Raw genomic sequence first — 24,207 nt, 5'->3', positions numbered from 1 at the left:
CTCAGCCCTTCGCCTGCCGGAGCAGCGTGGCGGCGTCGCTGACCTCGAACTGGCCGGGGCCCTCGACGTTCAGCGCAACGACCTGGCCATCCTTGACCAGCATCGAATAGCGGTTGCTGCGCAGCCCCATGCCCCGCGCCGTCAGATCCAGCGTCAGGCCGGTGGCCTTGGCGAACTCGGCGCTGCCGTCGGCCAGCATGCGCACCTTGCCGTCCGTCTTCTGGTCGCGCGCCCAGGCGCCCATCACGAAGGCATCGTTCACGCTGAGGCACCAGATCTCGTCCACGCCCGCCGCCTTGAACGCCGCCTGGTTCTCGACGTAGCCGGGCAGGTGCTTGGCCGAGCAGGTCGGGGTGAACGCCCCCGGCAGCGCGAACAGCGCAATCGTCTTGCCGGCGCTGGCCTTGGCCACGTCGACAGGATTGGGGCCGAGGCTGCAACCCTCGCCCTCGGTTTCCGAATACTCCATCAGGGTCACGGCGGGCAGCGTGTCGCCGACTTTGATCATGGTGCTCTCCTTACGGTGGTGTGAAAAAGCAAAACGGCCCACATTGTGGGCCGTTTCGGCAATGGATCCGCCGGGGTCGCCGGCGACTCCATCAGGCTTCGGGGGCCTTCTGGACCAGACGGGTCGCGACCCAGGTCTTGGTCTTGGAGATCGGCCGGCTCTCGGTGATCTCGATCAGATCGCCCAGCTTGTACTCGCCCTTCTCGTCGTGGGCGTGGTACTTGCTGGAACGGGCCACGATCTTGCCGTACAGCTCGTGCTTGACGCGGCGCTCGATCAGCACCGTCACCGTCTTGGCGCGCTTGTCGCTGACGACCTTGCCGATCAGAGTGCGCTTGAGGGAGGGTTTGGCTTCCGTCATGGTGCTACTCCTTACTTGGCAGCCGCATCAGCGCTGCGCTTTTGCGCCAGGATGGTCTTGGCGCGCGCGATCTCGCGGCGCGTCAGGCGCAGCGAAGCCGTGTTGTTCAGCTGCTGCGTGCCCTTTTGCATGCGCAGGCCGAAATGGGCCTTCTGCAGCGACTTGACTTCGGCCTCCAGGCCGGCCACGTCCTTGGCGCGCAGGTTCTTGCGGGATTCCGTGATCTTGGACATTCGGGTCTCCTCGCCTTACTGGCCGATCATGCGCGTCACGAAGGTCGTGCGCAGCGGCAGCTTGGCAGCCGCCAGGCGGAACGCCTCGCGCGCCAGTTCTTCCGGCACGCCGACGATCTCGAACACGATCTTGCCGGGCTGGATCTCGGCCACGTAGTACTCGGGGTTGCCCTTGCCGTTGCCCATGCGGACTTCGGCGGGCTTCTGCGAGATCGGCTTGTCCGGGAAGACGCGGATCCAGATGCGGCCACCGCGCTTGACATGGCGCGAGATGGCACGACGGGCCGACTCGATCTGGCGCGCCGTCAGGCGGCCGCGGTCGGTGCACTTCAGGCCGAAATCGCCAAAGGCGACCGAGTTGCCGCGCGTGGCGACGCCCGTGTTACGGCCCTTCTGCTCTTTGCGGTATTTGCGGCGAGCGGGTTGCAACATGATTACTCTCCTTTACCGTCGGCCGCGCCAGCGGCCGGCGCGGCTACCTTGCGGACGCGCTGAACGGTAGATTTCGGTGCATTCGCACCTGCGGTTTCATTGGCACCATCGCGGCGCGGACCGCGGCCGGGACGGTCGCCGGGGCGGCCATCGCGGCGCGGGCCACGCGGGCGGCGCTCTTCTTCGGCGCGCGGCTCCTGCGCCGCCGGCACATCGCCACGGCCCAGCGTATCGCCCTTGTAGACCCAGACCTTGACGCCGATGACGCCATAGGTGGTCTTGGCCTCGGACACGCCGTAGTCGATGTCCGCGCGCAGCGTGTGCAGCGGCACGCGACCTTCGCGGTACCACTCGGTACGGGCGATCTCGATGCCGTTCAGGCGGCCGGCGGACATGATCTTGATGCCCTGGGCGCCCAGGCGCATCGCGTTCTGCATCGCGCGCTTCATCGCGCGGCGGAACATGATGCGCTTTTCCAGCTGCTGGGTGATGCTATCGGCGATCAGCTTGGCATCGATCTCGGGCTTGCGCACTTCCTCGATGTTGACCGCCACCGGCACGCCCAGCTGCTTGGCCAGTTCGCGCTTGAGGTTCTCGATGTCCTCGCCCTTCTTGCCGATCACGACACCCGGACGGGCCGAGAAGATCGTGATGCGGGCGTTCTTGGCCGGACGCTCGATCAAGACGCGCGAGACCGAGGCGTTCTTCAGCTTGGTCTTCAGGTAGTCGCGCACCTTGATGTCTTCGGCCAGCATGCCGGCGAAGTCACGGTTGCTGGCATACCAGCGGCTGGCCCAGTTGCGGCTGACCGCGAGGCGGAAGCCGGTCGGATGGATTTTCTGTCCCATAGCTTTCCAGCCCCTCAGTTGCCGACCGTCACGTACACGTGGCACGTGGGCTTGCTGATGCGGTTGCCGCGGCCCTTGGCGCGCGCGGCGAAACGCTTGAGCGTGGCGCCTTGCTCGACGTAGATGGTCTTGACCTTCAGCTCGTCGATGTCGGCACCGTCGTTGTGCTCGGCGTTCGCGATCGCGGACTCCAGCACCTTCTTGATGATGACGGCGGCCTTCTTCTGCGTGAACTGCAGCGTGTTCAGCGCCTGGTCCACCTTCTTGCCGCGGATCAGGTCGGCCACCAGGCGGCCCTTGTCGACCGACAGACGGACACCCCGCAGGACTGCACGTGTTTCCATGGTCATTCCTTACTTCCTCTGGACCTTCTTGTCCGCGGGGTGACCCTTGAAGGTACGGGTCAGCGCGAACTCGCCCAGCTTGTGGCCGACCATCTGGTCAGTGATGTAGACCGGCACGTGCTGCTTGCCGTTGTGCACCGCGATCGTCAGGCCGATGAACTCGGGCAGGATCATGGAGCGGCGCGACCAGGTCTTGATCGGCTTCTTGTCCTTGGTGGCGACGGCCTTGTCGGCCTTGGCCACCAGATGATGGTCCACGAAGGGACCCTTCTTGAGAGAGCGGGTCATGTGCTATCTCCGTTACTTCTTGCGGCGCGACACGACCATCACCTGGGTGCGCTTGTTGTTGCGGGTGCGGTAGCCCTTGGTCAGGTTGCCCCACGGGTCGACCGGGTGGCGGCCTTCGCCGGTGCGGCCCTCGCCACCGCCGTGCGGGTGGTCGATCGGGTTCATCACCACGCCGCGCACGGTCGGGCGGATGCCCATCCAGCGCGTCACGCCAGCCTTGCCCAGGCGGCGCAGGCTGTGCTCCTCGTTGGCCACCTCGCCGATGGTCGCGCGGCACTCGATGTGGATCTTGCGCACTTCGCCCGAGCGCATGCGCACCTGGGCGTAGGCGCTCTCACGCGCCAGCAGCGTGGCCGAAGCACCGGCCGAGCGCGCGATCTGCGCACCCTTGCCCGGCTGCAACTCGATGCAATGGATCGTCGAACCCACCGGGATGTTGCGGATCGGCAGCGTATTACCGGCACGGATGGGTGCCTCGGAACCCGAGACCAGCGTCGCGCCGACTTCCACGCCGCGCGGGGCGATGATGTAGCGGCGCTCGCCGTCGGCATAGCACACCAGCGCGATGTGGGCCGAGCGATTCGGGTCGTACTCGATGCGCTCGACCTTGGCCGGCACGCCGTCCTTGTCGCGCTTGAAGTCCACCACGCGGTAGTGGTGCTTGTGGCCGCCACCCTTGTGGCGCACCGTGATGTGGCCGTTGTTGTTGCGGCCGGACTTCTGGAACTGCGGCTCCAGCAGCGCCGCGTGCGCGGCACCCTTGTGCAGGTGGCTGCGCGAGACCTTCACCATGCCGCGACGGCCCGGCGAGGTCGGTTTCATCTTGATGACGGCCATGTTATGCAGCCTCCCCGGTCAGTTGGAGCTCCTGGCCCGGCTTGAGCGTCACGTACGCCTTGCGCACGTTGTCGCGGCGACCGATGGAGCGGCCGAAGCGCTTGGTCTTGCCCTTGGTGTTGACCACGGACACGCCCTGGACCTCGACCTTGAACAGCAGTTGCACTGCCGCCTTGATTTCGTGCTTGGTCGCGTCCTGCAGCACCTTGAAGGTGACCGCATTGGACTTCTCGGCGACCATGGTGGCCTTCTCGGAGACGACAGGCGCGACCAGCACCTGCATCAGGCGGCCTTCGTCGAACTGTTGCGTTGCCTTGGAGGAGCTCATGCGAACATCTCCTTGAGTTTATCCATGGCGCCCTTGGTCACCAGCACCTTCTTGTAGTGCACCAGCGACACCGGATCGGCGTAGCGCGGCTCGACCACCAGCACGTTGGCCAGGTTGCGCGAAGCCAGGTACAGGTTCTCGTCGACCTCGTCGGCGATGACCATCACCGAGGACGCCAGGTTCATGGCCTTCAGGCGCGTGGCCAGGGCCTTGGTCTTGGGCGTGTCCACGTTCAGCGACTCGACCACGGCCAGGCGGCCTTCGCGCGCCAGCTGCGAGAAGATGGACGCCATGCCGGCGCGGTACATCTTCTTGTTGATCTTCTGCGTGAAGTTCTCGTCCGGCATGTTCGGGAAGATCCGACCGCCCCCGCGCCACAGCGGCGAGGACGTCATGCCGGCGCGTGCGCGACCCGTGCCCTTCTGCTTGAACGGCTTCTTGGTCGAGTGCTTGACCTGTTCCCGGTCCTTCTGCGCGCGCGTGCCTTGGCGAGCGTTGGCCTGGTAGGCCACCACCACCTGGTGCACCAGGTCTTCGTTGTAGTCACGACCGAACACGGTATCGGGCGCATCCACCGTGGACGCGGCCTGGCCCTGGTCGTTCAGGAGTTCGAGCTGCATCAGTTCGCTCCCTTCTCAGCCTTGGCCTTGACGGCCGGACGAATGGTGACGAAGCCGCCCTTGGAGCCGGGCAAGGCACCGCGCAGCAGCAGCAGCTGGCGCGCTTCGTCGACACGGATCACGTCGAGGTTCTGGGTCGTCACGGTGTCGGCGCCCAGGTGGCCCGACATCTTCTTGCCCGGGAACACGCGGCCCGGATCCTGCGCCATGGAGATCGAGCCCGGCACGTTGTGCGAACGGCTGTTGCCGTGCGACGCGCGCTGCGAGCCGAAGTGGTGGCGCTTGATGGTGCCGGCGAAGCCCTTGCCGATGGTCGTGCCCTGCACGTCCACCTTCTGGCCTGCGGCGAAGAGTTCGGCGACCGGCAGCTGGCTGCCTGCGGCGTACTTCGCGGCGGCTTCGGCCGTCACACGGAATTCCTGGATGACTTCACCGGCTTCGACACCCGCCTTGGCAAGGTGGCCGGCTTCCGGCTTGGTCACGCGCGAGGCCTTGCGCGTGCCGAACGTCACCTGCAGGGCGACGTAGCCGTCGGCCTCTTGGGTCTTGACCTGGGTCACTCGGTTGTTCGACACATCGACCACCGTGACGGGCACTGCATCGCCGTCATCGGTGAACAGACGCATCATGCCCACCTTGCGCCCCAGCAACCCGAGGGAGTTGCTCTGACTCATTTGTTTCTCCGAAGCTTCCACCGCCGCGACTGCAATTGGCCGCGGCGTTTGGATATGGAAGATGGTTGATGAACTCCAGCCCAAAATGGGCGGAGCCAAAAATTATAGCCCGAAGCTGCCGAATCGGCAACTTCGGGCCAGGCCAGAAATCAGGCTGCCTTTACTGCAGCTTGATCTCGACGTCCACGCCGGCCGGCAGGTCCAGCTTCATCAGCGCGTCCACGGTCTTGTCGGTCGGATCGACGATGTCCATCAGGCGCTGGTGCGTGCGGATCTCGAACTGGTCGCGGCTGGTCTTGTTGACGTGCGGCGAGCGCAGGATGTCGAAGCGCTTCATGCGCGTGGGCAACGGCACGGGGCCCTTGACGATGGCGCCGGTGCGCTTGGCGGTGTCGACGATCTCGGCCGCGGACTGGTCGATCAGCTTGTAGTCGAAGGCCTTCAGGCGGATGCGGATCTTCTGCTTGCTCATGACGCCTCCGCTCACTCGATGATCTTGGCGACCACGCCTGCGCCGACGGTCTTGCCGCCTTCGCGGATGGCGAAGCGCAGGCCTTCTTCCATGGCGATCGGGGCGATCAGCTTGACGGTGATCGACACGTTGTCGCCGGGCATGACCATTTCCTTGCCTTCGGGCAGGCTGATGGCGCCGGTCACGTCGGTGGTGCGGAAGTAGAACTGCGGGCGGTAGTTGTTGAAGAACGGGGTGTGGCGCCCGCCTTCGTCCTTGCTCAGCACGTACACCTCGCTGGTGAAGTGGGTGTGCGGCTTGATGGAGCCGGGCTTGCACAGCACTTGGCCGCGTTCGACTTCTTCACGCTTGGTGCCGCGCAGCAGGATGCCGACGTTGTCGCCGGCCTGGCCCTGGTCGAGCAGCTTGCGGAACATTTCCACACCGGTGCAGGTGGTCTTGACGGTCGGGCGGATGCCGACGATCTCGATTTCCTCGCCGACCTTGATCACGCCGCGTTCGACGCGGCCGGTGACCACCGTGCCGCGGCCGGAGATGGAGAACACGTCTTCCACGGGCATCAGGAAGGTGCCGTCCACGGCGCGTTCGGGGGTGGGGATGTAGCTGTCCAGCGCGTCGGCCAGGTTCAGGATGGCTTTCTCGCCCAGTTCGCCCTTGTCGCCTTCGAGCGCCAGCTTGGCCGAGCCCTTGATGATGGGGGTGTCGTCGCCGGGGAAGTCGTACTTGCTCAGCAGTTCGCGCACTTCCATCTCGACCAGTTCGAGCAGTTCGGCGTCGTCCACCATGTCGCACTTGTTCAGGAAGACGATGATGTACGGCACGCCGACCTGGCGGGCCAGCAGGATGTGCTCGCGCGTCTGGGGCATGGGGCCGTCGGCGGCCGAGCACACCAGGATGGCGCCGTCCATCTGGGCCGCGCCGGTGATCATGTTCTTCACGTAGTCGGCGTGGCCGGGGCAGTCCACGTGGGCGTAGTGGCGGTTGGCCGTCTCGTATTCCACGTGCGCGGTGTTGATCGTGATGCCGCGCGCCTTTTCTTCAGGGGCCGCGTCGATCTGGTCGTAGGCCTTGGCCTGGCCGCCGAACTTGCTCGACAGCACCGTCGTGATGGCCGCCGTCAGCGTCGTCTTGCCGTGGTCCACGTGTCCGATCGTCCCGACGTTCACGTGCGGCTTGGTACGCTCGAATTTCTCTTTTGCCATGTCAAATCTCCAAAGAACATTTCCCGTGAAAGCGTTTTAGGTCTGCACGGCATTGCGGGTTCGCCACGCACGGGCACGTGGCGGCATGCCGTCGCAGACCGGTTCGAATTACTTGGCGCGCGCGGCGATGATGGCCTCGGCCACGTTCTTCGGAGCTTCGGCGTAGTGCTTGAACTCCATCGTGTACGTGGCGCGCCCCTGCGACATCGAACGCAGCGTGGTCGAGTAGCCGAACATCTCGGACAGCGGCACCTCGGCCTTGATGACCTTGCCGCCGCCGACCATGTCGTCCATGCCCTGCACCATGCCGCGGCGGGACGACAGGTCGCCCATCACGTTGCCGGCGTAGTCCTCGGGCGTCTCGACCTCCACGGCCATCATGGGCTCGAGGATGACCGGGCTGGCGCGCTTGGCGGCTTCCTTGAAGCCGAAGATGGCGGCCATCTTGAACGCCTGCTCGGACGAGTCCACGTCGTGGTACGAGCCGAAGGTCAGCGCGACCTTGACGTCCACGACCGGATAGCCGGCCAGCACGCCGTTGTTCAGCGCCTCTTCCACGCCCTTCTGCACGGCCGGGATGTACTCGCGCGGCACCACGCCGCCCTTGATCTCATCCAGGAACTCGAAGCCCTTGCCCGGCTCCTGCGGCTCCAGGCGGAACACCACGTGGCCGTACTGGCCCTTGCCGCCGGACTGGCGCACGAACTTGCCTTCGACGTCGGAGACGCTCTTGCGCACGGTCTCGCGGTAGGCCACCTGCGGCTTGCCGACGTTGGCCTCCACGCCGAATTCGCGCTTCATGCGGTCGACGATGATTTCCAAGTGCAGCTCGCCCATGCCGGCGATGATGGTCTGGCCCGATTCCTCGTCGGTGTTGACGCGGAACGACGGGTCTTCCGAAGCCAGGCGCTGCAGCGCGATGCCCATCTTCTCCTGGTCGGCCTTGGTCTTGGGCTCCACGGCCTGGCGGATCACCGGCTCGGGGAACACCATGCGCTCCAGGGTCACGATGGCGTCGGGATCGCACAGGGTCTCGCCCGTGGTCACGTCCTTCAGGCCCACGCAGGCGGCGATGTCGCCGGCACGGATCTCGTCGACCTCGATGCGCTCGTTGGCGTGCATCTGCACGATGCGGCCGATGCGCTCCTTCTTGCCCTTGACCGGGTTGTAGACGGTGTCGCCCTTGGACAGCACGCCGGAGTACACGCGCACGAAGGTCAACTGGCCGACGAACGGGTCGGTCATCAGCTTGAATGCCAGCGAGGAGAACTTCTCGCCGTCATCGGCCTTGCGCGTCGTCTCTTGCTCGTCCTCGTCCAGGCCGGCCACCGGCGGGATGTCCACCGGCGCCGGCAGGTAGTCGATCACGGCGTCCAGCATGCGCTGCACGCCCTTGTTCTTGAACGCGGTACCGCACAGCATGGGCTGGATCTCGGTCGCGATCGTGCGCGTGCGCAGGCCCAACTTGATCTCGTCCTCGGTCAGGTCGCCCTCTTCGAGGTACTTGTTCATCAGCTCCTCGCTGGCCTCGGCCGCGGCCTCGATCATCTTCTCGCGCCACTCCTTGGCGGTCTCCACGAGGTTCGCCGGGATCTCGGCGTACTCGAACTTCATGCCCTGGGAAGCTTCGTCCCAGATGATGGCCTTCATCTTCAGCAGGTCGACCACGCCCTTGAAGTTGTCCTCGGCGCCGATCGGGATCACGATGGGCACGGGATTGGCCTTCAGGCGCAGCTTCATCTGATCGTGCACCTTGAAGAAGTTGGCGCCGGTGCGGTCCATCTTGTTCACGAAGGCCAGGCGCGGCACCTTGTACTTGTTGGCCTGGCGCCAGACGGTTTCCGACTGGGGCTGCACGCCACCCACCGCGCAATAGACCATGCAGGCGCCGTCCAGCACGCGCATGGAACGCTCCACCTCGATCGTGAAGTCCACGTGGCCCGGGGTGTCGATGATGTTGAAGCGGTGCTCGGGATAGGACAGGTCCATGCCCTTCCAGAAGCAGGTCACGGCCGCCGAAGTGATCGTGATGCCGCGCTCTTGCTCCTGCTCCATCCAGTCGGTGGTGGCAGCCCCGTCGTGCACCTCGCCCAGCTTGTGGTTCACACCGGTGTAGAACAGGATGCGCTCGGTCGTGGTGGTCTTGCCGGCGTCGATGTGCGCCGAGATACCGATGTTGCGGTAGCGCTCGATGGGGGTTTTGCGGGCCATGGAAAAAACTCCTTGAACGGCGCGGAGCCCGCCCGCCTCGTGGGCAGGTCGGGCTCCAGGCCTTTAGAACGACAGAATGGAGATCAGAAACGGAAGTGGCTGAACGCCTTGTTGGCCTCGGCCATGCGGTGCACTTCGTCGCGGCGCTTCATGGCGCCGCCACGGCCTTCGGTGGCCTCCATCAACTCATTGGCCAGGCGCAGCGACATGGACTTCTCGCCGCGCTTGCGGGCAGCTTCCTTGATCCAGCGCATCGACAGCGCCAGGCGGCGCACCGGGCGCACTTCGACCGGCACCTGGTAGTTGGCGCCGCCGACGCGGCGGGACTTGACCTCGACCATCGGCTTGACGTTGTTGATGGCGATCGTGAAGGCTTCCAGCGGGTCCTTGCCCGGGTTCTTCTTCTCGATGAAGTCGAGCGCGCCATAGATGATGCGCTCGGCGACCGCCTTCTTGCCGCCCTCCATGATCACGTTCATGAACTTGGACAGCTCGACATTGCCGTACTTGGGATCCGGCAGGATTTCACGTTTGGGAACTTCGCGACGACGCGGCATGTTTCACCTCTTTGTTGCTTCAGTTGGCCCTGGCTCCAGGACCGCGGGAGTCATCCAGACCCCCACTTACTCGACCCGCCCGGAGCATTCCAGGCTGCGGGCCACTACGCCCACCGCGCATGCCTTGCGCACGACGGGCACCGAATGGCAGACCTGCGGTCAGGCCTTCTTGGGACGCTTGGCGCCGTACTTGGAACGCGCTTGCTTGCGATCCTTGACGCCTTGCAGGTCCAGCGAGCCGCGCACGATGTGGTAGCGCACGCCGGGCAGATCCTTGACACGACCGCCGCGCACCAGCACCACGCTGTGCTCCTGCAGGTTGTGGCCTTCGCCGCCGATGTAGGAAATGACCTCGAAGCCGTTGGTCAGGCGGACCTTGGCCACCTTGCGGAGCGCCGAGTTCGGCTTCTTCGGGGTCGTGGTGTAGACCCGGGTGCAGACGCCGCGGCGCTGCGGGGAGTTTTGCATCGCGGGGCTCTTCGAGTTGATGGTCTCGACCTCGCGCCCCTGACGCACGAGCTGATTGATGGTTGGCACTCAAGCCTCCTTGTGATGGCCACCCCTGCGCCCCAACAACGCGAGATGGCCGACAACCGTAAAAACGGCAAACGTGAATCCCTCGGAATTTTCCGAAAAGCCCGCGAGTATAGCCGGGCCCGCCGGATGCGGCAAGAAGCGCCGCGCCTACTTGATCCAGAGCCGCAGCGCGTCCCAGGCGCGGCCGAGCACGCCAGCCTGCTCCACGGGCTCCAGCACGACCAGCGGCACGTTGACCAGGTCCTGGCCGTCCAGCGCGACCTTCAGCGTGCCGACGGCCTGGCCCTGGGTGAACGGCGCGACCAGCGGGTCCGGGCGCGCGATGTCCGACTTGACGCGGGCGGCGCTGCCGGCCGGCACGGCGACGACGATCGGCTCGGTCCGGCCGAGCTTGAGGGTGTCAGCCTTGCCCTTCCAGACCGGCGGCGTGGCGACGGGCTGGCCGGCATCGAACAGGCGCACGGCCTCGTAGGCCGTGTAGCCCCAGTTCAGCAGCTTCTGCGATTCGTTGGCACGCGCGTTCTCGCTGGAAGCGCCGAGCACGATGGACAGCAGCCGGCGTCCGCCCGTCAGGTTCGGGAAGTCGCGCTTGGCCGTGGTGATCATGCAGTAGCCGGCGGCATTGGTGTGGCCGGTCTTCAGGCCGTCCACCGTCGGGTCGCGGAACAGCAGCAGGTTGCGGTTGGTGTCGTTGGAGACCGGCGTGCCCTGGTAGCGGTACTTCTTGATGCTGTAGTAGTGCACGTACTCCGGGAAGTCGTGCATCAGCCGGGTCGACAGGACGGCCAGGTCGCGCGCCGTCGTGGTGTGGCCGGGCTCGGTCAGGCCCTCGGGATTCTTGTACGTGGTGTTCTGCAGGCCCAGCGCCTTGGCCTGCTCGTTCATGAGCTGCACGAAGCGCTCCGCCGTGCCGCCGACCGCCTCGGCCAGCGCCATGGTCGCGTCGTTGCCGGACTGCACGATCATGCCCTTGATCAGGTCCTCCACCGGCACCTGCATCTTGGGGTCGATGAACATGCGCGAGCCGGGCATCTTCCAGGCGCGCTCGCTGACGGGCAGCGCCTGGGTCAGGCTGAGCTTCTTGGCCTTCACGGCGTCGAAGACCAGGTAGGCCGTCATCAGCTTGGTCAGCGAAGCCGGCTCGACCGGCATGTCCGCATCCTTCTGCAGCAGCACCTGGTTGGCGGTGACGTCCATCAGCAGGTAGGCGCGGGCGGCGATTTCGGGCCCCTGCGGGGCCTGCGCGGACGCGAGGGAAACGGCGGCGGCCAGCAGCGGCGCCGCCAGCATTTTCAGGAAACGGTTCATGAGGATCGGCAGAAAAGACACGGCCCGGCTCCGACACGCGGAACCGGGCACAAGTTTCAGGCGGAAGCGCGGGCCCGGAGGTGGCGCACCACCAGGCCCTTGAGCAGCGGCAATTGTCCGTGAAAGAAGTGGCCGCCTCCGGGCACGACGGTGACGGGCAGCGATTGCGGGCGCGCCCAGTCCATCACCGAGTCCAGCGGCACGGTGTCGTCCTGCTCGCCGTGCACGACCAGGGTGCGCTCGTGCAGCTCCGCCGGGACGGGCTGCACCGCGAAGCGCGAGGCCGCCGTGCCGACGAGCACGAGCTGCTCGATGCGCCGCGCCGCGTGCACCGCGGCCAGCGCCCGGCTGGTCACGAAGGCGCCGAACGAGAAGCCGGCCAGCGCGGCCGGCGCCGCGGCCTCGCCGCCGAGCTGGGCCAGCACCGCCAGCAGGTCCTCGGTCTCGCTGATGCCCGCGTCGTGCTGCCCGGCGGTGGCGCCGACGCCGCGGAAGTTGAAGCGCACGGCCGTCCAGCCGCATTGCACGAAGGCGCGCGCCAGCGTCTGCACGACCTTGTTGTCCATGGTGCCGCCGAACAGCGGATGCGGATGCGCGATCACCGCCACGCCCTGCGGCGCGGCACCGGCCGCTGGCGCGTCGCGCAGCGCTTCGATGGCGCCGACGGGGCCCGCCAGCATCAGGCGTTCGGTCGATGCGTTCATGCGCCGGCTCCTCAGCGGCCCAGGTGCGGCGGCGTCAGCAGGCGCTCGACGACCTTGCCGTGCTTCAGGTGCGACTCGACGATCTCGTCGATGTCGTCCTCGTCCACGTAGCTGTACCAGACGGCCTCGGGATAGACCACGGCCACCGGGCCGGCGGCGCAGCGATCCAGGCAGCCGGCCTTGTTCACGCGCACCTGGCCGGGCCCGGCCAGCCCCGCCGCCTTGACCTTGGCCTTGCAACGGTCGAACGCCTTCTGGGCGCCGTGCTGGGCGCAGCAGTCCTCGCCGCTGGCGCGCTCGTTCAGGCAGAAGAAGACGTGGCGCTGGTAGTAGGAGGGAGGAGACGTGCTCATGCGCGGCATTTTAGGAAGCCGCCGGCGGCTTCGCGTCCGGCCGCGACAGCCGCCGCAACAGGTAGGCCGCCGCGCCGTAGGGCCACAGCCAGCCCAGCCACTGCACCAGGCCGTGGAAGCGGATGAAGCGGCCCTGCTCCCAGGTCTGCAGCGTCTGCGCGAAGTAGGCACTGGTGGGCGCCTGGTTCAGCAGGCTCAGGTGCAGCGCCAGCGCCAGCAGCGCCAGCGCCGCGCAGCCGCGCCGGCGCAGCGGCAGCAGCAGGCCGGCGATCAGCACCGCCGCGCCCCAGCCCGCGCGCACCGGCGGCGTCCACCAGGTCCAGGCGTGCGCCGGACCGTAGCTCAGCGCGGCCGACAGCGCCGTGGCGCCGACACCGACCAGCGTCAGCAGCAGCAGGAACCAAGCGCGCCGCCGCACGCCGGTGACCACGCCGTAGCCGACCAGGCAGGGCACCAGCGCGCCGAGCATCACGCACAGCATCTCGGCGCCGGGCACCAGCGGCTGCAGTTCGATCGCGCGCACCGGCAGCCACTCCAGAAACGGCGTGTCCGCCAGCATCGCCGCCAGCGCCTCCTCCACGCGCTCGAACACCTGGCCCAGGCCCAGCGGCACCGCCACCGGAAACAGCAGCGCCACCGGCCACAGCGCCAGCAGCACCATGGCGCCGCGCGCATCCGGCGCCAGCCAGGCCTCGCGGAAGCGGCTCCAGCGGTCGATCGTGCCCGCGCGCTGCAGCAGCCAGGCGAGCACGGCGCCGAGCCAGCTGCCCGCCGCGTTCAGCGCGAGATCCACGTTGGACGGCACGCGCCGCGGCAGGAAGCCCTGCGTGGTTTCCATCAGCAGTGCCACGCCGGCGCCGGCCAGCGTGGCCAGCAGCACGGGGTGGCGGGTGCGGCGGGAGCGCAAGCCGCTCAGCGCCAGCAGGAAGCCCAGCGGCGCATACCCGGCGACGTTGACCTGCACGTCGAACCACGTCCACCAGCGCGGCAGCGGCGCCCCCAGGAAGGCCCAGGGCGCAATGCCCTGGTCGCGCCAGCCCTCGAACGGGTACAGGCTGGCATACACCACGAGCCCCAGGTAGGCCAGCGCGAGCGGCCAGGCCGAGGTCTTGTGCATGCGCGTGCGGCCGCGTTCAGAACGGCTTGACGACGGCCAGCACCACGGCGGCGATCAGCAGCAGCACCGGCAGTTCGTTGAACCAGCGGTACCAGACATGGCCACGCGTGGCCTGGCCGCGGCGAAAGCGCCCGAGCTGCCGCGCGCAGGCATGGTGGTAGCCGAGCACCAGCGCCACCACCAGCAGCTTGGCATGCATCCAGCCGTTGCCCGGGCCGCGGCCGATGCCGTAGTACAGCCACAGCACCAGGCCCAGCGCCAGCGCCGGCACGGCCAGCAACGTCGTGAAGCGCAGCAGCTTGCCGGCCATCAGCAGCAGCCGCGCACGCTCCGCCGGCGAGTCGGCCGGCACCATCGCCAGGTTCACGAAGATGCGCGGCAAATAGAACAGGCCGGCGAACCAGCTCGCCACGAACACGATGTGGAACGACTTCACCCAGAGCATGGCGGCAGTGTAGGGGCCGCGCTCCGGGCAAAAAAATACCCCGACCGGCGCGAAGCAGTGGTACGGGGTGGCAAGCCTGTCGGCTGTTACACGTCGAGGCCCCGCTCAGGGAGGTGAAGCGGGCAGGCGGCGAACCGCCCGGAGCGCAATCTAGCAAAGGCCACCCCGGCCAGTACTAGGGCTTGCCCTGGGCTTGCGGCACAATTTTCGGCATGAGCCACGACCTGTCCCCCCTGGCCGCGTTTCCGGCCGCACGCCCGCGCCGGCTGCGCCGCGACGCCTTCACGCGCAACCTGGTGCGCGAACACGCGCTGTCCACGCACGACCTGATCTACCCGGTGTTCGTGCAGGCCGGCGAACGCCGGCGCACGCCCGTCCCGTCCATGCCCGGCGTCGAGCGGCTGAGCCTGGACCAGTTGCTGCCCGTGGCCGAGGAATGCGTGCGCCTGCAGGTCCCGGTGATGGCGCTGTTCCCGGTGGTGGACGGCAGCCTGAAGACCGACGACGGCCGCGAGGCCTGGAACCCCGACGGACTGGTGCCCCGCGTGGTGCGCGCGCTGAAGGACCGCTTCCCCGAGCTCGGCGTGATGACCGACGTGGCGCTGGACCCTTACACCAGCCACGGCCAGGACGGCCTGCTCGACCCCACCGGCTACATCCTCAACGACGAGACCACGGCCGTGCTGGTGCGCCAGGCGCTGGCGCAGGCCGAGGCCGGCGTAGACATCGTCGCTCCCAGCGACATGATGGACGGCCGGATCGGCGCGATCCGCACCGCGCTCGAATCGCGCGGCGCGATCCACACCCGCATCATGGCCTACAGCGCCAAGTACGCCTCGGCCTTCTACGGCCCGTTCCGCGACGCCGTGGGCTCGGCCGCCAACCTGGGCAAGAGCGACAAGAAGGTCTACCAGATGGACCCGGGCAACGGCGACGAGGCGCTGCGCGAGGTGGCGCTGGACATCGCCGAGGGCGCCGACATGGTCATGGTCAAGCCCGGCATGCCCTACCTGGACGTGGTGCGCCGCGTGAAGGACCGCTTCGGCGTGCCGACCTTCGCCTACCAGGTCAGCGGCGAGTACGCGATGCTCAAGGCCGCCGCGCAGAACGGCTGGCTGGACCACGACGCCGTGATGATGGAAAGCCTGCTGGCCTTCAAGCGCGCCGGCGCCAGCGGCGTGCTGACCTACTTCGCGCTCGACGCGGCCCGCCTGCTGCGCGCCTGACCCGGCCGCGCGCGCCATGCAGATCGTCGAGTTCGGTGCCGGCACGCTGCGCTTCGCCGATGCGCTGCCGGCCCGGGCACCGGCCGCCGGCTTCGTCTGGATCTTCCTGGACCGCGGGCAGCTGGAAGCGGCCCTGCCCGCCCTGCAGCAGGCCGCGCAGCGCCTGGGCGGCTCGCAGCTGCTGGACCTGCACTGCGCCGACCTGCTGAACGCGGCCCACCCCTCGCACTACGACTACACCTCGGTCTACGACCTGGTCGTGTTCCGCCGCCTGTCCACCCAGGAGGAAGGCGGCCAGGACGCCGCCCGGCACGCGCCCGCCGGCCGGCCCGAGGCGATGCCCGCCGCGTTCCGCCGCATCAGCACGCGCGCGGTCGGCTTCGCGGTATTCGACAGGCTGCTGATCAGCGTGCACCCGGACGGCTGCTCCGCCGCGCACACCTTCCTGCAGCGCTACCTGGCCGACGCCGTGCACAGCGAGGGCCTGCCGGCCGCCGCGCGCAGCCGGCTGCCGGCCAGCGCCGCCGACCTGATGCTGCGCATGGTCAACCAGATGGTCGACAGCTACCTGGAGCTGCGCAAGCAGCTGAGCCAACAGCTGGACCACTGGCAGCAGGAGCTGCTGCGCCCGCACTCGCGCTTCGCGAACTGGAACGCGCTGATGGCCGCGCGCAAGGAACTGCACGTGCTCGAAGACCTCTGCGAGGAGCAGCACGACGCCATGCAGGAATGGCTGGACACGCTGCGCGAGCAGCCCGCCGGCCAGATGCCGCAGGCCGAGCGCGACGGCCTGATCGCCCGCTCGCGCGACGTGATCGAGCACATCCAGCGCGTGGTGCACCACGTGCGCCGGCTGGAGCAGAACGCCGAGACCGTGGTGCAGATCCATTTCTCGGCGCAGAGCAACCGCACCAACGACATCATGCGCGTGCTGACCGCGCTGACCGCGGTGTTCCTGCCGCTGAACCTGATCGCCGGCATCTTCGGCATGAACTTCGAATTCATCCCGCTGCTGCACGAGCGCGGCGGCTTCTGGTGGGCCATCGGCGCGATGGCGCTGATCACCGTGGCACTGGTCACGCTGTTCCGGCGCAAGCGCTACCTGGCCCGCACCGGGCGCTGATTCAACAGCGCGCGGCCTCGCGCTGCAGGCGCACGATGCGCAGCGCCTCGGGCTGGTCGACCATCACGCAGGTCTTGCCGGTGCGCCGGCAATGGTCGCGCACGCGCCAGTAGTCGCCATGGCTCAGGCAGCCGGTCTGGCAGATCACCAGGTCGGCGGCCACCAGGCTTTCCTCCAGGGCGGCGCTGTCGCCCTCGCCCACCGCCGCCACGCCCTGCTGGCGCGCCCAGGCCAGCGCCGTGGTGCGCACCATCACGGCCGCGCGCGTGCGCAGCAGCTCGGCTTCGAGCTGCTGGATGCGCCGGTGCTGCGCGCTGATCACCTCGCTGCAGCGCTGCTGCGCGGCGCCCAGCCGGCGCCACGGCAGCAGCAGTTCCGCGGCCTGCAGCCGCAGCTCGACATCGTCGGTCATGCCACCCCTTTCCACGAGAATCTCGATCTTAGTTGAGAATGGTTCTCAACCAAAGACGATTCCCGGATGCGTGCCAGGGGCGCCCCTCAAGCGAGCGGCAGCAGCGGCTGGAACTTCGCCCGCCGCAGGCTGAAGAAGGCCTTCACGTTGCGCACGTTGGCGTCGGCGGTGAACAGCCGCTCGGCCAGCGCCAGATAGTCCGGCATGTCGCGCGCATGCACCACGAGGCAGAAGTCCGGCCCCGGCGACACGCGGTAGCACTGCTGCACCGCGTCGTCCGCCACCACGCGCGCCTCGAACGCGGCCAGGTGCCCGGCGTCCTGCCGGTCCAGCGTGATCTCGACCAGGGCGGTCAGCCCATGGCCCAGCAAGGGCGCCAGCCGGTCCGGCGAGAGGATGGCGATCTGGCGCTCCACCACGCCGGACTCGACCAGCCGCTTGACACGCCGCAAGCAGGTCGGCGGCGACACGTGGGCGCGCTCGGCGAGCGCCTGGTTGCTCTGCGAAGCGTCGCGCTGCAGCAGATCCAGCAAGCGAAGGTCTACGGCATCGAGATCGATTGATTCCATGAATCGATCATCGGCGAAATTTTCAGTCTCCATGATGTAACAAAGAAATTATCGTTCGTGGTGCGTGAAGAAATAAACGAAATTATCCACCTCCTTCTTCTAGGATGCGCGCCATTCGATTGATCGGAGAACACCCATGTGCGGCATCGTCGGCGCTGTTTCCAAGCGCAACATCGTTCCCATCCTGGTCCAGGGCCTGCAACGGCTGGAATACCGGGGCTATGACTCCTGCGGCGTGGCCGTCCACGCCGGCAGCCTGGGCACCACGCGCCGCGCGGCGCTGCAGCGCACGCGCAGCACGGCCCGCGTGGCCGAGCTGGCGGCGCAGGTGGAGCAGGACCACATCGAAGGCGGCACCGGCATCGCCCACACCCGCTGGGCCACCCACGGCGCGCCGGCCGTGCACAACGCGCATCCGCACTTCAGCCATGGCGCCGGCCCCGACGCGCCGGAACGCCCCGGCCGCATCGCGCTGGTGCACAACGGCATCATCGAGAACCACGACGCGCTGCGCGCGCAGCTCAAGGCCCGCGGCTACTACTTCGCCAGCCAGACCGACACCGAGGTCATCGCGCACCTGGTCGACAGCCTGTACGACGGCGACCTGTTCGAGGCCGTCAAGGCCGCCGTACAGCAACTGCATGGCGCCTACGCCATCGCCGTGTTCGCCAAGGACGAGCCGCACCGCGTGGTCGGCGCCCGTGCCGGCTCGCCGCTGATCCTGGGCGTGGGACGGGAGGGCGGCGAGCATTTCCTGGCCAGCGACGCCATGGCCCTGGCCGGCGTGACCGACCAGATCGTCTACCTGGCCGAAGGCGACGTGGTGGACCTGCAGCTGGGCAAGTACTGGATCGTCGACCAGGCGCACAAGCCGGTCGAGCGCCCCGTGAAGACGGTGCAGGCGCACAGCGGCGCGGCCGAGCTGGGCCCGTACCGCCACTACATGCAGAAGGAGATCTTCGAGCAGCCGCGCGCCATCGCCGACACGCTGGAAGGCCTGGTCGGCATCGTGCCCGAGCTGTTCGACGGCCAGCCCGACGAGCAGGGCCGCAGCGCGAGCGCGCACCGCGTGTTCAAGGAGATCGACCGCGTGCTGATCCTGGCCTGCGGCACCAGCTACTACAGCGGCTGCACCGCCAAGTACTGGCTGGAGAGCATCGCGAAGATCCCCACACAGGTCGAGATCGCCAGCGAATACCGCTACCGCGACTCCGTGCCCGACCCGCGCACGCTGGTCGTCACGATCAGCCAGAGCGGCGAGACGGCCGACACGCTGGCCGCGCTGCGCCACGCCCAGGGCCTGGGCATGGCGCACACGCTGACCATCTGCAACGTGGCCACCAGCGCCATGGTGCGCGAATGCAAGCTGGCCTACATCACGCGCGCCGGCGTGGAGATCGGCGTGGCCTCGACCAAGGCCTTCACGACCCAGCTGGCGGGCCTGTTCCTGCTGACGCTGGCGCTGGCCCAGGCCAAGGGCCGGCTGACGGACGAGGAAGAACAGCAGCACCTGCAGGCCATGCGCCACCTGCCGGTGGCGCTGCAGGCCGTGCTGGCGCTGGAGCCACAGATCATCAGCTGGGCCGAGGACTTCGCGAAGATGGAGAACGCGCTGTTCCTGGGCCGCGGCCTGCACTTCCCGATCGCGCTGGAAGGTGCGCTCAAGCTCAAGGAGATCACCTACATCCACGCCGAGGCCTACGCCGCCGGCGAGCTCAAGCACGGCCCGCTGGCCCTGGTGACCAGCGCCATGCCGGTGGTGACCGTGGCACCCAACGACCAGCTGCTGGAAAAGCTCAAGAGCAACATGCAGGAAGTGCGCGCGCGCGGCGGCGTGCTGTACGTGCTCGCCGACGGCGACACGCAGATCGACAGCGGCGAAGGCATCCACGTGATCCGCATGCCCGAGCACTACGGCGCGCTGTCGCCGCTGCTGCACGTGGTGCCGCTGCAGCTGCTGGCCTACCACACGGCCTGCGCGCGCGGCACGGACGTGGACAAGCCCCGAAACCTGGCCAAGAGCGTCACGGTCGAGTGAACCCGGGTCGCGTCAGGAGTCCTGCGCCAATGTGCCCCGTGGCGAAGCCGGGGGCCATTGCGCGGCGGCGACTCGGTCCGCATACCAGCGGTGCATGACGGCATCTTCCAACGCGTATTCACCGCGTGCCGACGTCCACACCAGGGCCGGCGTACGCTGGCGCAGGGCTGCCACCAGGGCCTTTGCGCCTGCGGCACGCTGACCGAACGACCGCCCAACGGCTCGCGGTAGAAGCACAGGGCTTCGGCGTCACAAGAACGGAAGCGCGGCCCCTGGTGGAGCATGCGCAAAGCACCACCTGCTCGGTAGGCTTGAGCCCCAGGTAGTCGGATTCCATCTGCGCCGCGTCTTGTTGCGCCTGCCGATCCTGCGCGGCCTGCTGCAACGCCGGCTCGAACCGGCCGCAGCAGCCCGACAGTGGGCGGAACACCGCCCCCATGGCAGCCATGAAGAACTGCGGCCGATGGCCGAAGGCGGCAAACGCCGCGTGCAGCGCAGCCCGGCCCACAGGCACAAGATCAGGCCGCCGGGCTTCCACCAGGCCGGCCACATGCGCGATGAAACCAGCCGTCCAGCGGCGGCAGCGCCTGAATCTGCGAGCCGTAGAACGGCGCGCCTGCGCTGACCACCAGGCGCAGCAGCTTGTCGCGGCCAGAGCCTGACATCACCAGCATCGGATTCACCTGGCCGGACTGGTTCATCTGGTCGCGCGCCGACTTCAGCGCTGCCATCGCCGCCTCGCCTGCCTCGCTGGTCAGGGGGCGTGCTGGGCCTCGTCGATGACCAGCGCCACGGGCCGGCCTGCAACCTGTTGCAGGCTGCGCAGTGCATCCACCAGGGCCAGGCCATCGGCCTGGCCGATCTTGCTGGCATCGATGTCCAGTGCACCTGCCACCTTCACGCCCTTGGCACCGGCCTTCCTGGCCGTGCGGGCCACCAGCCCCAAGTGCGGCTGCAGGGCACGGGTGATGGCTTCGGCGATCAGGACGCCAGGGTCGCGACGGGTGTCGGTCCACATGTCCACATCCGCCACCTCGACGCCCGCTTGCTGGAGGGCTGGCACCAGGTCGCCCTGCAAGGAAGGTGCTCTTGCCGGTTCGGCGAGAGGTGCCGCCAAGAACAGCCCGTTGTGCGTATCGCCCCACAGCGAACGCCCCGGCAAAGCTTGCACCAACTGCTGCGCCAGCGCCGTACAGTGGTACGCAATCGTGCGACTACCTCTTCTTATCTCTATCAAGGTAGTCAGAGATGGTTCAGGTAACGCAGTGCGTTCAGATGCCAGCCAACCGCGCCCGGGCGTCAGTGAACCTCACTCCCTGCTGGCCCACCAGCTCACCGTCTTCCTTGCAATTCCTGAACGCCTGGGCCGGATCGGTTTGCGCCCGGTTTCTTCACCAAGAAATCCTCCAGGCGCTTCTCCATCGCGCAAACCACCGAACCGTCCTACCACGGGGTCTAAGGCCGCGATGCCGGGCGCCTGCACCACACGCCCCGGCGCTGTCGGGTATCGGACGGCGCGCCGTCAGCGCGCGCGGATCATGGTGCCGTAGGCCTGGTCGGTCAGGATCTCCAGCAGCATCGCGTGCGGCACGCGGCCGTCGATGATGTGCACCGCGTTGACACCGCTCTTGGCCGCATCCAACGCACCGGCGATCTTGGGCAGCATGCCGCCGGAAATCGTGCCGTCGGCGAACAGTTCGTCGATCTCGCGTGCGGACAGGTCGGTCAGCAGCTCGCCGGCCTTGTTCAGCACGCCCGGCGTGTTGGTCAGCAGCACCAGCTTCTCGGCCTGCAGCACCGTGGCCAGCTTGCCGGCGACCACGTCGGCGTTGATGTTGTAGCTCTCGTTCTGCTCGCCAAAGCCGATCGGGCTGATGACCGGGATGAACTGGTCGTCCTGCAGGGCGTTGACCACGCCCGGGTCGATGGCGGTGATGTCGCCGACCAGGCCCACGTCGTGCTCGATGCTCGGGTCGTCCTTGTCCGCCATGCGCAGCTTCTGCGCACGGATCAGGCCGCCGTCGCGGCCGGTCAGGCCCACGGCCTTGCCGCCGGCCTGGTTGATCAGGCCCACGATGTCCTGCTGCACCTCGCCGGCCAGCACCCATTCGACGACTTCCATGGTTTCGGCGTCGGTCACGCGCATGCCCTGGATGAACTCGCCCTTCTTGCCCAGGCGGTTCAGCGCCGTCTCGATCTGCGGGCCGCCGCCGTGGACCACCACGGGCTTGATGCCGACCAGCTTGAGCAGCACCACGTCCTCGGCGAAATCGGCCTGCAGCGCAGGGTCCGTCATCGCGTTGCCGCCGTACTTGATGACCATGGTCTTGCCGTGGTACTTGCGGATGTACGGCAGGGCCTGGGCCAGGATCTCGGCCTTGTCGCGCGGCGCGATGGCGGACAGGTCCGGCTCGTTGTTCGTGGTCATGGCGGAGCGCTCCGGGGGCTGAAAATGCGGCGGATTGTAGGGGCCGCCGCTCGCCCTCCACCCGTCACTTGCGCAGCCAGCGCGGCACCTTGAAGCGGATGATGGCGAGGTAGGCGCAGACGTAGCTGAACGCGAACAGCAGGCAGAACACGAACAGCACGCGGGTGTTGTGCCAGAACATGACGGCCGGCACGACGGACAGGGCCGCGAACATCCACAGGTAGGGCGAGGTGCGATTGTTGCGCGCCAGCATCTCCTCGGCCTCGCCGTCCTCCAGCACCACGCGCACGATGCGCCGGAAGATCAGTTGGTGCAGGTGCAGCGCATCGGCCGTGCCGGGCGACTGGCCGCGCGCGAGCTTGCGGTAGATCGAGAACAGCGTCTCGCCGACCGGGTACATCAGCACCAGCATCGGAAACCAGGGCGACACCAGCGGATGGCGCTGCACCAGCAGCACGCAGGCCACGGCGATCACGAAGCCCCAGACGTAGGCGCCGCCGTCGCCAGCGAAGATCTTGCCGTACGGATAGTTCCAGAGCAGGAAACCGCCCGTGGCCCCGACCAGGCAGGCCAGCATGCCGGCCAGTTGCCGGTCGCCGACCTGCAGCGCCACGTGCATGATGGCCAGGCTGACCAGGATCGCCACCATGCCGGCCAGGCCGTTGTAGCCGTCGATCAGGTTGAAGGCGTGCGGCAAGCCAGCGATGGCGACCACGGCGAACAGCGCCGCCGCCCAGGGAGTGGCCTGCAGCCAACCGTCCAGCAGACCAAGACCGACCCGATCCACCCCCAGGCCCAGCAGCCATGCCAGCAGCACCGCAGACAGCGCCGTCAGGCCCAGGCGCAAGCGCGCGCGCAAACGCTGCGTCATATCCTCCACGATGCCGGCCAGCACCGCCGGCGCCATGCTCATCAGTAGCAGCCACAGGAACACGGAGTTGGCCTGCCAGTCCACGTTCAGCGGCGCCGCCTGCGGCGTACCGGCATAGGCCCAGGCCAGCGCCAGGCCGGCGAAGATGCCGACGCCGCCGATGCGCGGCACATGGCCGACGTGGAAGCGCTGCGGCATGTCGTGCGCGTACCGGCGCGCGTGGCGACGCGCGAGCCGGATCACGAGAAAGACCGTGACCGCCGAGATGGAGAAGCTGAGGACGACGAGAAAAATCATGGAACTGGGAACCTAAAATTCCCTGAGCCGAAATTAGACCATGCAAGATACGCTCCACCGACCAATCACGGTGTCCATCGTCAGCCATGGGCAACAGGAGTTGCTGCTCCCCTTGCTGGAACAATTGGGCCGGCACTGTGCAACGTCCATCGCGAAGGTGATTCTGACCATCAACATTCCGGAAGCTGACCTATTGGCCCAGGCCAACCTGGGCTTTGCAATAGAACGCATTGTCAACATACGACCGCAGGGCTTCGGCGCCAACCACAATGCGGCGTTCGCACACTGCGAAAGCGACTGGTTTCTGGTGCTGAACCCGGACATCCGGCTCGACAACGATGTGCTGCAGACTTTATTGGCGCGCGCTCGCGTCGACAGTGGTGTGCTGACCCCTCGCATCGTCGAGCCGGGCCGCAATGCGCCGGAACCACATCGCGGCCTGCTAACCCCTCGCGAGATCTTGCTGCGCAACCGGCGAGGCTACTGCGCTCCACCAAATCCTGCCTGGATCCCCGGCATGTTCATGCTGCTGCGCGCCGCGGCGTACCGGCAAATTGACGGCTTCGATACACGCTTCTTCATGTATGGCGAAGATTTCGATCTATGCGCACGGTTACAGTTGGCCGGCTGGCATATTCAAGTCGCAGAAGAATTGCAGGTGCAGCACGCCGCTCGCCGAGCCAGCCGGCGCGACATGCATCACCTCTGCTGGCATTGCGAGAGCCTTATCAAGGTCTGGACTTCTGCGACGTTTTGGCGCTATAGGTCGCTATGGCACATGCGGGGGGAAGCGACACCCTCCCCATCAGAATAATATCGCCACCCCACTTCACGCGGGGCACTACGCCTCCAATCGAAGTCGAC

The 24,207-nt window shown here is 67.4% G+C and carries 31 protein-coding genes; 4 read left to right on the top strand and 27 right to left on the bottom strand.

Annotated features, from left to right (window positions below; all coding sequences use genetic code 11):
* Nucleotide 1: 1 nt before the first annotated feature.
* The 21 genes from QM782_RS10195 to QM782_RS10095 all read right to left on the bottom strand — a co-directional run bounded on the left by QM782_RS10195 (nt 2) and on the right by QM782_RS10095 (nt 14,379).
* A complete protein-coding gene (locus tag QM782_RS10195) occupies nt 2-508 on the bottom strand; it encodes a peroxiredoxin (RefSeq protein ID WP_415202806.1) in 507 nt (168 codons plus the stop codon).
* A gap of 91 nt (nt 509-599) precedes the next feature.
* The gene (gene rpsQ / locus QM782_RS10190) at nt 600-869 is read right to left on the bottom strand and encodes a 30S ribosomal protein S17 (RefSeq protein ID WP_415202805.1); all 270 of its coding nucleotides are present in this window, start codon (nt 867-869) and stop codon (nt 600-602) included.
* Between the two features lie 11 nt (nt 870-880).
* Nucleotides 881-1,102 carry a 50S ribosomal protein L29 gene (gene rpmC, locus QM782_RS10185; RefSeq protein ID WP_415202804.1) on the bottom strand — a complete coding sequence of 74 codons (222 nt, stop codon included), beginning with the start codon at nt 1,100-1,102 and terminating at the stop codon, nt 881-883.
* A 15-nt stretch (nt 1,103-1,117) separates the two neighbouring features.
* Complete coding sequence (gene rplP / locus QM782_RS10180) at nt 1,118-1,534, bottom strand: 50S ribosomal protein L16 (protein WP_415202803.1); 417 nt, start codon at nt 1,532-1,534, stop codon at nt 1,118-1,120.
* 2 nt (nt 1,535-1,536) lie between these two features.
* Complete coding sequence (gene rpsC / locus QM782_RS10175; RefSeq protein ID WP_415202802.1) at nt 1,537-2,382, bottom strand: 30S ribosomal protein S3; 846 nt, start codon at nt 2,380-2,382, stop codon at nt 1,537-1,539.
* Between the two features lie 14 nt (nt 2,383-2,396).
* Entirely contained in the window at nt 2,397-2,726 is a 330-nt protein-coding gene (gene rplV, locus QM782_RS10170; RefSeq protein WP_056178823.1) for a 50S ribosomal protein L22, read from the bottom strand.
* A 9-nt stretch (nt 2,727-2,735) separates the two neighbouring features.
* Nucleotides 2,736-3,014, bottom strand: coding sequence for a 30S ribosomal protein S19 (rpsS, locus tag QM782_RS10165; RefSeq protein ID WP_415202801.1), 279 nt, complete (start codon nt 3,012-3,014; stop codon nt 2,736-2,738).
* 12 nt (nt 3,015-3,026) lie between these two features.
* A complete protein-coding gene (gene rplB / locus QM782_RS10160) occupies nt 3,027-3,851 on the bottom strand; it encodes a 50S ribosomal protein L2 (protein WP_415202800.1) in 825 nt (274 codons plus the stop codon).
* A 1-nt stretch (nt 3,852) separates the two neighbouring features.
* Nucleotides 3,853-4,179, bottom strand: a complete 327-nt coding sequence (gene rplW / locus QM782_RS10155; protein ID WP_415202799.1) for a 50S ribosomal protein L23 — start codon at nt 4,177-4,179, stop codon at nt 3,853-3,855.
* The gene (gene rplD, locus QM782_RS10150; RefSeq protein WP_415202798.1) at nt 4,176-4,799 is read right to left on the bottom strand and encodes a 50S ribosomal protein L4; all 624 of its coding nucleotides are present in this window, start codon (nt 4,797-4,799) and stop codon (nt 4,176-4,178) included. Before rplD ends, rplW begins: the two co-directional genes overlap by 4 nt.
* Nucleotides 4,799-5,473, bottom strand: a complete 675-nt coding sequence (rplC, locus tag QM782_RS10145) for a 50S ribosomal protein L3 (protein ID WP_415202797.1) — start codon at nt 5,471-5,473, stop codon at nt 4,799-4,801. Before rplC ends, rplD begins: the two co-directional genes overlap by 1 nt.
* Before the next feature lie 160 nt (nt 5,474-5,633).
* Nucleotides 5,634-5,945: a 30S ribosomal protein S10 gene (gene rpsJ, locus QM782_RS10140; RefSeq protein WP_003059431.1), complete on the bottom strand. Its 312-nt coding sequence runs from the start codon at nt 5,943-5,945 to the stop codon at nt 5,634-5,636.
* Nucleotides 5,946-5,956: 11 nt separating this feature from the next.
* Nucleotides 5,957-7,147, bottom strand: a complete 1,191-nt coding sequence (gene tuf / locus QM782_RS10135) for an elongation factor Tu (protein WP_415201999.1) — start codon at nt 7,145-7,147, stop codon at nt 5,957-5,959.
* A 108-nt stretch (nt 7,148-7,255) separates the two neighbouring features.
* Nucleotides 7,256-9,358 carry an elongation factor G gene (fusA, locus tag QM782_RS10130; protein WP_415202796.1) on the bottom strand — a complete coding sequence of 701 codons (2,103 nt, stop codon included), beginning with the start codon at nt 9,356-9,358 and terminating at the stop codon, nt 7,256-7,258.
* 83 nt (nt 9,359-9,441) lie between these two features.
* Nucleotides 9,442-9,915: a 30S ribosomal protein S7 gene (gene rpsG, locus QM782_RS10125; RefSeq protein WP_415202795.1), complete on the bottom strand. Its 474-nt coding sequence runs from the start codon at nt 9,913-9,915 to the stop codon at nt 9,442-9,444.
* Between the two features lie 159 nt (nt 9,916-10,074).
* On the bottom strand, nt 10,075-10,452 hold the full coding sequence (rpsL, locus tag QM782_RS10120; RefSeq protein WP_145552590.1) for a 30S ribosomal protein S12: 378 nt from the start codon (nt 10,450-10,452) through the stop codon (nt 10,075-10,077).
* A gap of 147 nt (nt 10,453-10,599) precedes the next feature.
* A complete protein-coding gene (locus QM782_RS10115; protein WP_415202794.1) occupies nt 10,600-11,760 on the bottom strand; it encodes a D-alanyl-D-alanine carboxypeptidase family protein in 1,161 nt (386 codons plus the stop codon).
* Between the two features lie 56 nt (nt 11,761-11,816).
* Nucleotides 11,817-12,464, bottom strand: a complete 648-nt coding sequence (locus QM782_RS10110; protein ID WP_415202793.1) for an alpha/beta hydrolase — start codon at nt 12,462-12,464, stop codon at nt 11,817-11,819.
* An 11-nt stretch (nt 12,465-12,475) separates the two neighbouring features.
* Nucleotides 12,476-12,817, bottom strand: a complete 342-nt coding sequence (locus QM782_RS10105) for a (2Fe-2S) ferredoxin domain-containing protein (protein ID WP_415202792.1) — start codon at nt 12,815-12,817, stop codon at nt 12,476-12,478.
* A gap of 10 nt (nt 12,818-12,827) precedes the next feature.
* Nucleotides 12,828-13,934 (bottom strand): VanZ family protein, encoded by a 1,107-nt coding sequence (locus tag QM782_RS10100; protein WP_415202791.1) that lies wholly within the window; start codon nt 13,932-13,934, stop codon nt 12,828-12,830.
* Nucleotides 13,935-13,950: 16 nt separating this feature from the next.
* A complete protein-coding gene (locus QM782_RS10095; RefSeq protein WP_415202790.1) occupies nt 13,951-14,379 on the bottom strand; it encodes a CopD family protein in 429 nt (142 codons plus the stop codon).
* A gap of 212 nt (nt 14,380-14,591) precedes the next feature.
* Here QM782_RS10095 and hemB point away from each other — a divergent pair, with 212 nt between their 5' ends.
* Together hemB and QM782_RS10085 are read left to right on the top strand one after the other, a co-directional pair.
* Nucleotides 14,592-15,605: a porphobilinogen synthase gene (gene hemB / locus QM782_RS10090; protein ID WP_415202789.1), complete on the top strand. Its 1,014-nt coding sequence runs from the start codon at nt 14,592-14,594 to the stop codon at nt 15,603-15,605.
* A gap of 16 nt (nt 15,606-15,621) precedes the next feature.
* Nucleotides 15,622-16,728, top strand: coding sequence for a magnesium transporter CorA family protein (locus tag QM782_RS10085; protein ID WP_415202788.1), 1,107 nt, complete (start codon nt 15,622-15,624; stop codon nt 16,726-16,728).
* Nucleotide 16,729: 1 nt separating this feature from the next.
* Here QM782_RS10085 and QM782_RS10080 read toward each other — a convergent pair whose 3' ends face one another.
* On the bottom strand, nt 16,730-17,140 hold the full coding sequence (locus QM782_RS10080) for a DUF2325 domain-containing protein (protein WP_415202787.1): 411 nt from the start codon (nt 17,138-17,140) through the stop codon (nt 16,730-16,732).
* 86 nt (nt 17,141-17,226) lie between these two features.
* The gene (locus QM782_RS10075) at nt 17,227-17,709 is read right to left on the bottom strand and encodes an Lrp/AsnC family transcriptional regulator (RefSeq protein ID WP_415202786.1); all 483 of its coding nucleotides are present in this window, start codon (nt 17,707-17,709) and stop codon (nt 17,227-17,229) included.
* Between the two features lie 136 nt (nt 17,710-17,845).
* On the opposite strand from QM782_RS10075, the gene glmS reads away from it, so the two are divergent.
* Nucleotides 17,846-19,747, top strand: coding sequence for a glutamine--fructose-6-phosphate transaminase (isomerizing) (gene glmS / locus QM782_RS10070; protein ID WP_415202785.1), 1,902 nt, complete (start codon nt 17,846-17,848; stop codon nt 19,745-19,747).
* A 518-nt stretch (nt 19,748-20,265) separates the two neighbouring features.
* Here glmS and QM782_RS10065 read toward each other — a convergent pair.
* The 4 genes from QM782_RS10065 to QM782_RS10050 form a co-directional block, all read right to left on the bottom strand.
* Complete coding sequence (locus QM782_RS10065) at nt 20,266-20,478, bottom strand: hypothetical protein (RefSeq protein ID WP_415202784.1); 213 nt, start codon at nt 20,476-20,478, stop codon at nt 20,266-20,268.
* Between the two features lie 23 nt (nt 20,479-20,501).
* A complete protein-coding gene (locus QM782_RS10060; protein ID WP_415202783.1) occupies nt 20,502-20,825 on the bottom strand; it encodes a hypothetical protein in 324 nt (107 codons plus the stop codon).
* A 444-nt stretch (nt 20,826-21,269) separates the two neighbouring features.
* Entirely contained in the window at nt 21,270-22,175 is a 906-nt protein-coding gene (gene argB, locus QM782_RS10055) for an acetylglutamate kinase (protein WP_415202782.1), read from the bottom strand.
* A 64-nt stretch (nt 22,176-22,239) separates the two neighbouring features.
* On the bottom strand, nt 22,240-23,343 hold the full coding sequence (locus QM782_RS10050) for a glycosyltransferase family 4 protein (RefSeq protein WP_415202781.1): 1,104 nt from the start codon (nt 23,341-23,343) through the stop codon (nt 22,240-22,242).
* A gap of 40 nt (nt 23,344-23,383) precedes the next feature.
* Here QM782_RS10050 and QM782_RS10045 point away from each other — a divergent pair, with 40 nt between their 5' ends.
* Entirely contained in the window at nt 23,384-24,157 is a 774-nt protein-coding gene (locus tag QM782_RS10045; RefSeq protein ID WP_415202780.1) for a glycosyltransferase family 2 protein, read from the top strand.
* Nucleotides 24,158-24,207 lie beyond the last annotated feature (50 nt).

Source organism: Pseudorhodoferax sp., from assembly GCF_047601025.1.
In the GTDB taxonomy this organism is placed as follows: domain Bacteria; phylum Pseudomonadota; class Gammaproteobacteria; order Burkholderiales; family Burkholderiaceae_C; genus Pseudorhodoferax.
This window is presented reverse-complemented; position numbering and strand designations above follow the sequence as displayed.

Excerpts from the sequence above, each read along its gene's own strand:
- QM782_RS10195 (WP_415202806.1), bottom strand. The coding sequence starts at position 508 with ATGATCAAAGTCGGCGACACGCTGCCCGCCGTGACCCTGATGGAGTAT.
- rpsQ (WP_415202805.1), bottom strand. The coding sequence starts at position 869 with ATGACGGAAGCCAAACCCTCCCTCAAGCGCACTCTGATCGGCAAGGTC.
- rpmC (WP_415202804.1), bottom strand. The coding sequence starts at position 1,102 with ATGTCCAAGATCACGGAATCCCGCAAGAACCTGCGCGCCAAGGACGTG.
- rplP (WP_415202803.1), bottom strand. The coding sequence starts at position 1,534 with ATGTTGCAACCCGCTCGCCGCAAATACCGCAAAGAGCAGAAGGGCCGT.
- rpsC (WP_415202802.1), bottom strand. The coding sequence starts at position 2,382 with ATGGGACAGAAAATCCATCCGACCGGCTTCCGCCTCGCGGTCAGCCGC.
- rplV (WP_056178823.1), bottom strand. The coding sequence starts at position 2,726 with ATGGAAACACGTGCAGTCCTGCGGGGTGTCCGTCTGTCGGTCGACAAG.
- rpsS (WP_415202801.1), bottom strand. The coding sequence starts at position 3,014 with ATGACCCGCTCTCTCAAGAAGGGTCCCTTCGTGGACCATCATCTGGTG.
- rplB (WP_415202800.1), bottom strand. The coding sequence starts at position 3,851 with ATGGCCGTCATCAAGATGAAACCGACCTCGCCGGGCCGTCGCGGCATG.
- rplW (WP_415202799.1), bottom strand. The coding sequence starts at position 4,179 with ATGAGCTCCTCCAAGGCAACGCAACAGTTCGACGAAGGCCGCCTGATG.
- rplD (WP_415202798.1), bottom strand. The coding sequence starts at position 4,799 with ATGCAGCTCGAACTCCTGAACGACCAGGGCCAGGCCGCGTCCACGGTG.
- rplC (WP_415202797.1), bottom strand. The coding sequence starts at position 5,473 with ATGAGTCAGAGCAACTCCCTCGGGTTGCTGGGGCGCAAGGTGGGCATG.
- rpsJ (WP_003059431.1), bottom strand. The coding sequence starts at position 5,945 with ATGAGCAAGCAGAAGATCCGCATCCGCCTGAAGGCCTTCGACTACAAG.
- tuf (WP_415201999.1), bottom strand. The coding sequence starts at position 7,147 with ATGGCAAAAGAGAAATTCGAGCGTACCAAGCCGCACGTGAACGTCGGG.
- fusA (WP_415202796.1), bottom strand. The coding sequence starts at position 9,358 with ATGGCCCGCAAAACCCCCATCGAGCGCTACCGCAACATCGGTATCTCG.
- rpsG (WP_415202795.1), bottom strand. The coding sequence starts at position 9,915 with ATGCCGCGTCGTCGCGAAGTTCCCAAACGTGAAATCCTGCCGGATCCC.
- QM782_RS10115 (WP_415202794.1), bottom strand. The coding sequence starts at position 11,760 with ATGAACCGTTTCCTGAAAATGCTGGCGGCGCCGCTGCTGGCCGCCGCC.
- QM782_RS10110 (WP_415202793.1), bottom strand. The coding sequence starts at position 12,464 with ATGAACGCATCGACCGAACGCCTGATGCTGGCGGGCCCCGTCGGCGCC.
- QM782_RS10105 (WP_415202792.1), bottom strand. The coding sequence starts at position 12,817 with ATGAGCACGTCTCCTCCCTCCTACTACCAGCGCCACGTCTTCTTCTGC.
- QM782_RS10100 (WP_415202791.1), bottom strand. The coding sequence starts at position 13,934 with ATGCACAAGACCTCGGCCTGGCCGCTCGCGCTGGCCTACCTGGGGCTC.
- QM782_RS10095 (WP_415202790.1), bottom strand. The coding sequence starts at position 14,379 with ATGCTCTGGGTGAAGTCGTTCCACATCGTGTTCGTGGCGAGCTGGTTC.
- hemB (WP_415202789.1), top strand. The coding sequence starts at position 14,592 with ATGAGCCACGACCTGTCCCCCCTGGCCGCGTTTCCGGCCGCACGCCCG.
- QM782_RS10085 (WP_415202788.1), top strand. The coding sequence starts at position 15,622 with ATGCAGATCGTCGAGTTCGGTGCCGGCACGCTGCGCTTCGCCGATGCG.
- QM782_RS10080 (WP_415202787.1), bottom strand. The coding sequence starts at position 17,140 with ATGACCGACGATGTCGAGCTGCGGCTGCAGGCCGCGGAACTGCTGCTG.
- QM782_RS10075 (WP_415202786.1), bottom strand. The coding sequence starts at position 17,709 with ATGGAATCAATCGATCTCGATGCCGTAGACCTTCGCTTGCTGGATCTG.
- glmS (WP_415202785.1), top strand. The coding sequence starts at position 17,846 with ATGTGCGGCATCGTCGGCGCTGTTTCCAAGCGCAACATCGTTCCCATC.
- QM782_RS10065 (WP_415202784.1), bottom strand. The coding sequence starts at position 20,478 with ATGGCAGCGCTGAAGTCGGCGCGCGACCAGATGAACCAGTCCGGCCAG.
- argB (WP_415202782.1), bottom strand. The coding sequence starts at position 22,175 with ATGACCACGAACAACGAGCCGGACCTGTCCGCCATCGCGCCGCGCGAC.
- QM782_RS10050 (WP_415202781.1), bottom strand. The coding sequence starts at position 23,343 with ATGATTTTTCTCGTCGTCCTCAGCTTCTCCATCTCGGCGGTCACGGTC.
- QM782_RS10045 (WP_415202780.1), top strand. The coding sequence starts at position 23,384 with ATGCAAGATACGCTCCACCGACCAATCACGGTGTCCATCGTCAGCCAT.